Origin of the sequence: Flavobacterium sp. N3904, assembly GCF_025947305.1 — a bacterium.
Lineage (GTDB): Bacteria > Bacteroidota > Bacteroidia > Flavobacteriales > Flavobacteriaceae > Flavobacterium.
The window spans coordinates 1040845-1052379 of sequence record NZ_CP110009.1 but is presented as its reverse complement, the minus strand read 5'-3'; the positions used below and the strand labels follow the sequence as shown (position 1 = coordinate 1052379).

Sequence of the window (11535 nt, the reverse complement as noted above, 5' to 3'; positions counted from 1 at the left end):
AAAATAAAATGAAAAAAATCGTAATATACTTTTTCCTTTTGACTGTAACATATAGTTACAGTCAGGAGTTGAATGTGCCGGTAGCTACTCAATATTTAGCAGATAATCCTTTTATTTTATCTCCAAGTTTTGCTGGGATCGGAGATAATTTTAGAGTCAATCTTAATGGATATAAGCAATGGGTGGGAGTCAAAGACGCTCCAGAAAGCCAAGCACTTTATGCCGATTTTAGGGTTTTAGACAAATCGGGGGTTGGATTGTCTTTGTATAATGACAGCAATGGAAACACTCGTCAAGCTGGGGGGAAGCTTACTTTTGCGCACCATATTATTTTAGATTATTATTCCAAACAATATTTGTCTTTTGGTATTTCATACATTTTTAACTCATTTAGATTTGTTTTGCCTCCCCATGAATTAGATCCTGGAATTACCGATAATAGATCGACAACCAATAACAACTTTGAGGTGGGACTTTTATATCGATTTGGGGGGTTTTATGCGAGTTTTAATGCCACTAATATTTTGCAAAAGAATCTTGATTATACAACTCAACTTGAACCTAATTTACTGACCAATTATCAAATTTATACAGGTTATGTTTTTGATATCGGAAACAGGGAAGAGCTGGAACCATCCGTTTTTTATCAATTGTTTCAAAGTGATGGACGTTCTAGTACGGATTTAAACTTTAAATACAGGAAATTTAACCGATACGAAGAGTATTATTGGATAGGCGCATCGTACCGTTTCCTGAACGATCAAATTGGGAAACCGCTGGGTATTGGACCTATATTTGGGTTTCAAAAAGGCATATTTACCATGGGGTATTCGTACCAAATAACACTTAACAATTTAGCAGAACATAATTCTGGTACACATTCCTTAACAATTGGACTTAGATTTCTTCAGGGCGCTAGTAACTGTCCTTGCACGCAAAGTCCTGTACACGATTAAAGTTAAAAAATTATATATTTTATTTGGAGAGATGTACAACTGTGCATCTCTTTTTTTTGTATTAATTTGATTTTGATATTTTGACTTCTTTTAGTATTGTTTACCCGTTGGGTTAAATTCAAATAAAATAAGAATTTAACCACATAGAATCATAGATTAATGTTAAATAGGCAAAGAATATATAGAAATAGCACTATTTCACACATAGAATATCTATGTGAAGAGTAAAACGTCTATTTCTTTCTTTTAAAAACTATAAATTCTATGTTTCTATGTGGTAAAAAATAATTTCACCCAACGGGTTATTATGGAGTTTACATCGATTTCGTTAGTAAATTCACAATTTTTTTAGAATTTTCAAATTTATTACTTATTTAAATGTTCTATCTTTGTTATTCTTTCAAAAACAACTAAAAAAAAGAACCATGAAGACGTTAAATAATTTTGATTTCAAAAATAAAAAAGCAATAATCCGTGTTGATTTTAATGTTCCTTTAGACGAAAACTTTAATGTAACTGATGCCACTCGTATCGAAGCGGCAAAACCAACTATAGATGCTATCTTAGCTCAAGGAGGAAGCGTAATTTTGATGTCTCACTTAGGAAGACCAAAAGGTGCGCAAGATAAATACTCCCTAAAGCATATCCTAAAAACTACTTCTGAAATACTTGGAGTACCCGTTCAATTTGCTTCAAACTGTGTGGGTGAAGAGGCTCAAAAGGCAGCAAAAAATTTGCAGCCTGGAGAAGTTTTATTATTAGAAAATTTACGCTTCCACGACGAAGAAGAAGCTGGAGATGTTGCATTCGCTAAAGAATTGGCATCACTTGGTGATATTTATGTAAACGATGCTTTTGGAACGGCACACAGAGCACATGCTTCAACCACTATTATTGCTCAATTTTTTCCTGAAAGCAAATGTTTTGGATTATTATTGGCCAAAGAAATTGAAAGTTTGAATAAAGTACTTAAAAACAGTGAAAAACCGGTAACGGCAGTTCTTGGTGGATCAAAAGTGTCTTCAAAAATTACCGTAATCGAAAATATTCTTGATAAAGTAGACCACATGATTATTAGTGGTGGAATGACATTTACTTTCGTTAAAGCATTAGGAGGTAAAATCGGTGATTCTATTTGCGAAGATGACAAACAAGAATTGGCATTAGAAATATTAAGATTAGCCAAAGAAAAAGGCGTTCAAATTCATATACCAGTTGATGTCATTGCTGCCAATGACTTCTCTAATACCGCAGATACTCAAATTGTAGATGTAAAGCAAATACCCTATGGATGGCAAGGACTCGATGCTGGGCCAAAATCGTTAGCCAATTTTGAAAAAGTCATAATGGAATCAAAAACTATTCTTTGGAATGGACCTTTAGGTGTTTTTGAAATGGAAAGTTTTGCAAAAGGAACTATTGCACTTGGAAATTATATTGCGGCTGCTACTGCAAATGGGGCGTTTTCGCTTGTAGGTGGAGGTGATTCAGTATCGGCAGTTAAACAATTTGGTCTAGAAGACAAAATGAGTTACGTTTCTACAGGAGGTGGTGCAATGTTAGAAATGTTGGAAGGAAGAACATTGCCTGGAATTGCTGCGATTTTAGACTAATACAGCAATTTATTGACAATTTTATTTAGATATTTTAAAAACCTATTAGTGATTCATTTCGCTAATAGGTTTTTTTTATGAAATAATATGAATTTAATGACGTTGTTCTCTTTAAGTCAATTTAATTTTTTTACTTTTCTAAGAATCAGATGTGTTTGCATAAATTATTTTTTAAGGCAAGTTTATATTTAATGAAGAAATGTTTATTTGAAATTTTTTTCATACAAATTTTAAATATTTAGGTCAAATAGCGATTTTTTTTGTACATTTAACATTATTTATGTCTGATTTTAAAAAATACATTTTAAGTTTGCATTAAAGGATTTGTAATCATTTGAATAATAGCACATTGATCTGGCATTTATGACAATGAAATGATCATTATTCGAGAAAAATTTTAGCTACCATTATTTAATGTGAATTCCTGTCATTGCTTAGGAAAACCTTTAAAAAAACAATAAATTTCATCCTATGAAAAATACAATCTTATCGTTTTTTCTTTTGCTTTCTATTTCTATGTTTTCGCAAAATTTTGCGTCGAAAAGTGAAGTACTGATCAAAGATTCCCCAATATCTTATTTAGATTCCATTAAAAACACTTTTGTTAAATACGACAGAACTATTAAAACAGATAGTTTATGGATGAATCAAGTGGCCAATTGTGATATTTATAGTGACCTTGATAAAGAAATAAATACAGTTAATGTTGATAAAGATATCGATAAAGAATTGCCTACTGAATTATTGAAAGAAAGACTGGCGGCAATGGATGCCAAATCTCCTTTTAATATTGAATACAATCAGGGTTTGGAAAACTTGATAAAATCATTTCTTAAAAACAGAAGAAAAGCATTTGCCAATCAAATGGCAATATCCGAATATTATTTTCCTATTTTCGAAGAAGCATTAGCCAAACAAAACGTTCCTTTAGAGATTAAATATTTGGCCGTTGTAGAATCCGCTTTAAATCCAAAAGCAGTTTCTAAGGTAGGAGCAACCGGTTTGTGGCAATTCATGTACCAAACAGGGAAACAATACAATCTAAACATTGATTCCTATGTAGACGAACGGTCTGATCCATTGAAATCTTCTGAAGCCGCAGCACAATATATGACCAATATGTTTGCAATTTTTGGAGATTGGGATCTGGTTCTAGCATCCTATAATTCAGGACCTGGAAATGTTACCAAAGCCATCAGACGCTCTGGAGGCCAGCAAAATTTTTGGAATATTAAAGATAAATTACCAAAAGAAACTCAAGGTTATGTTCCGGCATTTCTTGCAACAATGTACATTTACGAATATCATACAGTACACGGAATCATTCCGAAAAAAGCACTTGTAAAACACTTTGCTACCGATACGATAATGATTAAAAAGGAAATGTCTTTTGCTCAAATTTCAAATTTATTAGACATTCCTATTGAACAATTGGAAGCTTTAAATCCTTCTTACAAACGGAATGTGATTCCAAATTATGCTGGAAAAAACCATTATCTAACACTGCCTTCTTCCAAAGTTGCTGTTTTTACTTCAAACGAAGACAAAATTTATGCTTACGCTCAATACGAATTAGATAAAAGAGAAAAAACGAATCAGGGGAAAAAGAATTTCTTCATTAAAGATTCTGCTGCAATTGCTCTAGCTTCTAATACAAAAACAAAATATTACAAGGTAAAACGCGGTGATAATCTTAGCGATATAGCGAGAAAGAATGATGTTGCTGTTTCTGATTTAAAAAAATGGAATCACATTAAAGGCAATTCAGTAGCATCTGGTAAATCCTTGAAGATTATTATTGAAAACGCCACAGGCGAAAAAGAGAGCATGGTGGCAAGTCTAAGTGCAAATAAAGCAAATTTTGCCAAAGAAAGCCAAAAAGCAACGACAACGGATTCTAAAACAATTGTTGACAAGACGGATACATTAGTTTCTAATACAGCTCCTTTTTATGTTGTTCAAAAAGGAGACAACCTCAATGCTATAGCAAAAAAATACAATACTACTGTAGCCGAAATTAAAGAATGGAATCACTTAACCTCTGCAAATGTTAAATTGGGAGCAACTTTACAAATAGCCAACCAGGCAATTGAAAGCAAAGAAATAGTGGCGGTAAATACTCCAGAACTAAAAGACATTCAATATGTTGTTCAAAAAGGAGATAATTTAGGAACCATTGCAAAGAAATTTGGAACTTCTTTGACGGATATTAAACAATGGAATAATTTATCAAACAATAACCTTGCAATAGGAAATACTTTAATTGTAGCCAAAAATCAAATTGCTATTGTTACAAATAAAGCGACTGTTGATTCATTCAAGAAGAAAGACAATACAACTTCAATAAATAGTGAGAGTAGCTACTTGGTAAAAAAAGGAGATTCATTATTTAGCATATCCAAACAATACCCAGGCGTTACTATATCTGACTTAAAAAAATGGAATAATATTACTGGTGACGATTTAAAACCAGGAATGGATTTAAAAATAAAAGGATAATACAATAAACTTCTATACTTTTGAAGTCTATTTTATATTCAAATGTATAATGAATAAAATTGCTGTTTTATTTCTGATCGTTTTTCCATTCTTTCTTTCTTGTTCTAAGAAAGAGGATAAGTTGTCAAGAACATCTTCAGGAAATATCAATTCTATTTCTGTTGTTATCGATGATAAGTTATGGAACGGAGTGGTGGGTGACAGTATTCGAAACAAATTTGCCGCACCAGTAGAAGGTTTGCCAAAAGAAGAACCGCTATTTGATATCAATCAATACCCCCTTAATTTTATGGAAGGATTTATGACCAATAGCAGGTCAATAATCGTCATTAAAAAAGGAGATTCGAATAGTTTTAGCATCAATAAAAATCAATATGCAAGCCCTCAGAATGTTTTTCATATTACCGGAAATTCAGTCGCTGCAATTCTTGATGTTTTAGAAAAAAATGCTCCCAATATTATTCAAATTATAAAAAAAGGAGAAATCGTTGAGCATCAAAGATTGCTTAGTGATTCTATTTCTAATCCAAAATCAATCCAAAATCAATTCAAAATCACGCTAAAGATTCCTTCAAGTTATTCTTATATTATCAGAAACAATGATTTTGTATGGTTTAAAAGAGAATTCGTAGGCGGCAGTAATAGTTTGTTGATTTCAGAACTGCCTTTGAATGCTTTAAAAAACAAATCCAATTTATCTTCTAGAATTTTAAAAATTCAGGACTCCATTAGTGCGTTATATGTAAAGGGAGCCGACTCATTATCGAAAATGTATATTGACAAATCCTATCCGATTTATTTTTTGAAAACAAAAATCGACGTTAAGACGACCTATCAAACCAAAGGAACTTGGCGATTGAGAGACAGTTTTATGTTTGGTTCCTATGTCAATTATTTTATTGAAGATCCTGATAAAAATCGAGTTTTGTTTATTGCGGGTTTTAGCTATTTTCCATCAAAGGACAAACGGGATTATATGCATGAACTTGAATCAATTATCGAGGGAGTACAAATACAATAATTAAAACAGTATTTTTTAATTAACATTAACTTGAGAATATGTCCCTAGAATGGAAAATAAAGCCTTTTGAGGCGCTAACAGCAAATGAATTGTATGATATACTACAATTGCGAAGTAGAGTCTTTGTTGTTGAACAAAACTGTGTCTATCTTGATCCTGACGGTAAGGATAAGTTGGCTTTACATTTGTTCGGAACTTTTGAAGGTAAAATTGTGGCTCATGCACGATTATTTAAATCTGGTATTAGTTTTGACAATGCCTCGATTGGCAGAGTAACTGTTGATCCCGATTATAGGGATAGAAAATGGGGTCATGAGTTGATGAAGGAAGCCATTGCAGGTGTTTTTCTTCATTTTAATGAAAGTCAAATCACTATAGGCGCACAACTATACCTCAAAAAATTTTATGAAACTCATGGTTTTGTTCAGACAAGCGAAATGTATCTTGAGGATGACATTCCGCATATTGAGATGGTTAGGGGTTGATATTTGCTTTCGTTATATTTTCAATATCGAATTGTATTCAGTAGGATTATTCAAAATACTGACCGCTTTCTTGATTTCGGCATTATTTTTTATATAATAATCATACAAGCCTTCCTGGTATTGGTATCGTATGATAATTTCATCAAGCAATAATCCTTTTATCTCTTTTTGGTTTTTGTCCAATTTAGCATTTTCGGATTTTTGCAAAGCAGTAAGTAATTGTTGGTATTCTGGCGCTATTGATTCGTCTAGTTTTTCTTTTTTGGCTGTAGTCAAAGTGTTTTTCAGAGCTATTTCTGTTTCGGTGTCAAAAGTGAGTTTTTGTGCTTTCAAAAATTGTTTAAAATCCAAGTAATCGGCGTCTGTCAAGACTGGAATTTTAGTTCCTAAATTTGGATTTTTGTAATAATAATTAGTCGCATAATTAAAGATTCCATCGTTTTTTAGCAATGCATTAGCGATAGTACTGGTCTTGGTTTCTTCCATTTCAACATCTGGTAAAACACCTCCGCCATCATAAACCGTTCTGCCTTTTCTGGTTTTAAAAGTGTTATAGTTTTTTGCGTCTGTTCTTGTGGCGACACCATTTTTATCTTTATGGGCATAATCTAAAGCTTGAATGCATCTGCCTGATGGTGTGTAGTAACGGGATATTGTCACTTTGAGTTGCGTTCCGTATGTTAATTCTACAGGTCTTTGCACCAATCCTTTTCCAAAACTGCGGCTTCCCAAAACTACCGCACGATCCAAATCCTGTAAGGCACCCGAAACAATTTCGGAGGCAGAAGCGCTTCGTCCATTTACCAAAATCACTAAAGGAATGTTTGTATCTACTGGCTCTTTTGATGTTTTATAAGTGTTGTTGTGTTTTTCTACTTTTGATTTTGTCGTTACTATAATTTCATTTTTTGGAACAAAAAGGTTGCAAATGTTTACAGCCTCATTTAGCAATCCACCAGGATTTCCTCTTAAATCGAGGACAATTCTTTCGGCACCTTGTTTTTTTAATTGTTCTAAAGCATCTCTAGTTTCATTGGAGGCTTTATTGTTGAAACGAGCTAGCACAATATAACCGGTTTTATCATCTATTTTTCCAAAATAGGGAACCGACTTAATTTCGACTTCATCCAATACAATAACCGTTGAGAGTGTTTTTCCTTGGCGAATGTATTTAATGTCAATTTTGGTATTTTTTGAACCTTTTAAAAGTTGTGAAGCATCGTCTTTAAAGTCGGTAAGAGGAGTATCTCCAATTTGAATAATTTCATCTCCTGCTTTGAGCCCCGCTTTATCTGCAGGAAAATTTTTATAAGGTTCCCTTAAAATCAGTTTGTCGTCTTTTCGTGTAATCAATGCCCCAATACCTGTATATTCACCCGTATTGTTGATTTTAAATTTGAGAACTTCCTGTTCGTTAAAGTAAACTGTATAGGGATCGAGAGAACTTAACATTCCCTTGATGGCGTTATTCATTAGCTCCGCTGGAGTCGTTTCGTCTACATAATTTTTATTCAGTTCTTTGAATAATGTAGTGAAAATTTCCAATTGTTTGGCGATTTCAAAGTAGTCATCTTTGAAACTAACCCCAACAAATAAAAAGGCTGATGCAACAACGGGAATAATTATTTTTTTTTGGAAAAAGGTACGCATGGTTATATGTTTTTTTTCTTGAATCGTTTTTTTATAAAATAAAACAGGGCTGTAGCTATAATAATAAAGGGCCAAATCTCTAATAATCCCAAAAAGAAGCTTGAAACACTATAAAAACCTGACTTAATAGCATTCCAGATTTTGGCTCCGTAGGATATGGTAACACCGCTTTCCTGTGCCACCGTTTTATAAAATTCTATTGTTATGGTACTCAAAGAAATCTGGTTTTGCATGTATCTCAATTGACCTTCTTTGGCTTCAATTTCTTCTCGAATCGCCGAAAGCTGCGCTTCAATTGCCAGCATTTCAGACATTTTGTTTGCTTTAGCTAAAAGTTCCAGATACCTGTTTTCCAGTTTTTTTTTGGCTTTCAATCGAGCATCAATGTCAATGTATTCTTCGGTAACATCTTCGGAACTAATTTCTTTATTGTCAAAATAAGCAACTCCGGTTGAAATATCTTTTATAAAGGAATCAAAATTCTCACTAGGAATTCTTACCGTTATTCTTCTGTAAATTGAATTATATTCTTTTCCTTCACTATCATTCTGTATGAAGGCTTTCCCTTTTTTTACGGCAATTTTTATTTGGTCATAAGTGGTTTCCAAATTGTCTGTTTCAAACCTCAAATTACCATTCTTGATTATTTTTTGCGTTATTATTTTGTCCGCTGCATTCGGAGATTCAAAATTAGCATCTTCCGAAACAATATTTTTTTTTGGAGCTAATTTAATTGCCTGCATTGATACATTTGAAGAGGCTTCGGCGTCGGCTTGTTTACAACTAAAAAACGATAAAAATAAAAGAGTAATTATTAATTTTGATTTCATAGGGCTGTAATTTATTTTTAAAAATACAAAATTAATTTAGATTACAAGCTAAGCTGAATTGTATCTCTTTTTTAAATAAAATGATGTCGATTGCTATTCTTCTTTCTTTATTTGCAACAAAAATTTCTCAAACAACTGTATGGTTTTGGTATTGATTTCTTCATAAGGTAATCTGTCTTTGCTTTGATAAAAAAGCATAAAAGAATAGGGTTGCTCCAAATTGTCTAGTAGTAAATGCTTGTTCAGTCTGTAGGTTTCCCTCAAAACTCTTTTGAAATAGTTGCGATCTACGGCTTTTTTGAAATATTTTTTTGAAACTGAAACCCCAATTTTTATTTTCTCCCCATCACCAAAAGTTCCTTTATTATAAACCAATCGCAACGGATATTTAGAAACCGACTTTCCTTCGGTAAACAATAGTCCAATGGTGATTTTGCTTTTTAGTTTCTCCGTTTTGGGATAGGTAAAGTTCATTTTTTTAAAAGAGTCAAAATTAGTAATAGGCAAAGGTACAATTAAAGTACAGCGATACAATAAATGCAGGTTAAGTGAATTTTAACTTGTTTTTAGAAAATGAGCCGACTAAAATTTCAAATGAATATCTAAATAATTGAAATACAATAGTCTAATTCTATTTTGTTTTATTGCTTTGTATATAAATCTCCTAAAAATATATTTCTTACTTTTGTGGCAAATTTAATAGTATGCTAAAGTTAATTTCGTATCCCTTATCTTTTATTGTTTTAATATTAATTCTGTTGACATTGGTTGTTTTTCACCCCATTCAATGGATATGTTTAAACGTATTTGGTTATCAGGCGCATAAAAAAAGTGTTGATTATCTAAATTTTATTTTATTGCGAATTGTACACTTACTTGGAACAACTTTTAGTTTCGAGAATAGAGAAAGTATTCCAAAAGGAGTTCCTATTATTTTTGTTGCCAACCATCAAAGTTTGTATGATATCATTGCAATGATTTGGTTTTTACGACGTTTTCATCCCAAATTTGTGAGCAAAAAAGAATTAGGAAAAGGAGTTCCAAGTGTCTCTTTTAATTTGCGTCATGGCGGTTCGGTTTTGATTGACCGTAAAGACCCAAAACAAGCCATTCCGTCTATTAAAAAAATGGCCGATTATATTGAGAAACACAAACGTTCTGCTGTTATTTTCCCTGAAGGGACGCGCAGTCGAGACGGAAAACCAAAAGAATTTGCCCAAACTGGTTTGAAGATTTTATGCAAGAATGCACCATCGGCATATATCGTTCCCATAAGTATTAATAATTCATGGAAACTCGTAAAATATGGATCTTTTCCGTATGGTTTAGGAAATCGTATTACCTTTGTAGTTCATGAAGGATTTGCAGTTAAGGATTTTGAGTTTAAAGAAATCATGGAAAAGACTGAAACTGCTATTGTAAAAGGAATAAAAATTTAATATTTATATAAAATGTCTATAAAAAACATTCGCCTAGAAGTAATGCAATTTCTAGAAAGTAAGGTTGATGGTTTTGTTGATCAATACTTGATTCCAGTAGAAAAAATTTGGCAACCTTCAGACTTTTTACCCAATTCAGAAAGTGATAATTTTCTTGAAGAAGTAAAAGAACTTAGAGAAATCTCCAAAGATTTGCCCTATGATTTTTGGGTAGCCATGGTTGGAGATATGATTACCGAAGAAGCTTTGCCAACCTATGAGAATTGGTTGATGGAAGTAGAAGGTGTGGATAATCTTGAAAGAAACGGCTGGGCCAAGTGGGTGCGTCAATGGACTGGAGAAGAGAACCGTCATGGTGATTTATTAAATAAGTACTTGTATTTGTCCGGTCGTGTAAATATGCGCGAAATCGAAATGACCACGCAACATCTTATCAACGATGGTTTTGATATTGGTACCGGTAGAGACCCGTACAAAAATTTTGTATACACCAGTTTTCAGGAATTGGCGACCTATGTGTCTCACAATAGAGTTTCTCAATTGGCAAAAAGTTACGGAGACAAAAAATTAGCCAAAATGTGCAAAATGATTGCGGGTGACGAAATGCGTCATCATCATGCGTATAGCGAATTTGTTACTCAAATTTTCAAAGTAGATCCAAGCGAAATGATGCTTGCTTTTCAATACATGATGAAACAAAAAATCGTAATGCCTGCACATTTCCTGAGAGAATCTGGAAATAAAATCAGCTCTGCATTCGAACATTTTTCAGATTCGGCACAACGAATTGGCGTTTATACGGCCAATGATTATGTCGAAATTATGCAAAAATTAATCGAAAAATGGGAAATAGATAAATTTTCCGGTTTGACAGATGAAGCAGAAAAAGCACGTGATTATTTGATGAAATTACCTGGCAGAATGGCAAAAATTTCTGAAAGATTGGTTATTCCTTCGGAGTCTTTTCAATTCAAATGGGTTGAACCTGCGAGATTGTAATTTTTAAAATTCTGAATTTAGATTTTCAAAGTAGAAATTAATA

The 11535-nt window shown here is 32.8% G+C and carries 10 protein-coding genes; 7 read left to right on the top strand and 3 right to left on the bottom strand.

All coding sequences use genetic code 11. The features are described from left to right. Positions 1-8: 8 nt before the first annotated feature. From OLM57_RS04275 to OLM57_RS04255, 5 genes are all read left to right on the top strand, one after another. Positions 9-956, top strand: a complete 948-nt coding sequence (locus OLM57_RS04275) for a type IX secretion system membrane protein PorP/SprF (RefSeq protein ID WP_264566005.1) — start codon at positions 9-11, stop codon at positions 954-956. A gap of 425 nt (positions 957-1381) precedes the next feature. Continuing rightward, positions 1382-2569: a phosphoglycerate kinase gene (locus tag OLM57_RS04270; RefSeq protein WP_264566004.1), complete on the top strand. Its 1188-nt coding sequence runs from the start codon at positions 1382-1384 to the stop codon at positions 2567-2569. Positions 2570-3040: 471 nt separating this feature from the next. Beyond that, positions 3041-5068, top strand: a complete 2028-nt coding sequence (locus OLM57_RS04265; protein WP_264566003.1) for a LysM peptidoglycan-binding domain-containing protein — start codon at positions 3041-3043, stop codon at positions 5066-5068. A gap of 49 nt (positions 5069-5117) precedes the next feature. Continuing rightward, positions 5118-6089, top strand: a complete 972-nt coding sequence (locus tag OLM57_RS04260) for a DUF4837 family protein (protein WP_264566002.1) — start codon at positions 5118-5120, stop codon at positions 6087-6089. 38 nt (positions 6090-6127) lie between these two features. Beyond that, positions 6128-6574 carry a GNAT family N-acetyltransferase gene (locus tag OLM57_RS04255; RefSeq protein WP_264566001.1) on the top strand — a complete coding sequence of 149 codons (447 nt, stop codon included), beginning with the start codon at positions 6128-6130 and terminating at the stop codon, positions 6572-6574. Positions 6575-6586: 12 nt separating this feature from the next. Here the strand turns inward: OLM57_RS04255 and OLM57_RS04250 are convergent, their stop codons facing one another. The 3 genes from OLM57_RS04250 to OLM57_RS04240 all read right to left on the bottom strand — a co-directional run bounded on the left by OLM57_RS04250 (position 6587) and on the right by OLM57_RS04240 (position 9528). Then, the gene (locus OLM57_RS04250; protein ID WP_264566000.1) at positions 6587-8224 is read right to left on the bottom strand and encodes a S41 family peptidase; all 1638 of its coding nucleotides are present in this window, start codon (positions 8222-8224) and stop codon (positions 6587-6589) included. 2 nt (positions 8225-8226) lie between these two features. Further along, positions 8227-9054, bottom strand: a complete 828-nt coding sequence (locus tag OLM57_RS04245; protein WP_264565999.1) for a DUF4349 domain-containing protein — start codon at positions 9052-9054, stop codon at positions 8227-8229. A gap of 93 nt (positions 9055-9147) precedes the next feature. Beyond that, positions 9148-9528, bottom strand: a complete 381-nt coding sequence (locus OLM57_RS04240) for a ribonuclease P protein component (protein WP_264565998.1) — start codon at positions 9526-9528, stop codon at positions 9148-9150. Between the two features lie 230 nt (positions 9529-9758). Between OLM57_RS04240 and OLM57_RS04235 the strand changes: the two genes are divergently transcribed. After that, positions 9759-10493 (top strand): lysophospholipid acyltransferase family protein, encoded by a 735-nt coding sequence (locus tag OLM57_RS04235; protein WP_264565997.1) that lies wholly within the window; start codon positions 9759-9761, stop codon positions 10491-10493. A gap of 12 nt (positions 10494-10505) precedes the next feature. Continuing rightward, a complete protein-coding gene (locus OLM57_RS04230; protein ID WP_264565996.1) occupies positions 10506-11492 on the top strand; it encodes an acyl-ACP desaturase in 987 nt (328 codons plus the stop codon). The last annotated feature ends 43 nt before the right edge of the window (positions 11493-11535 follow it).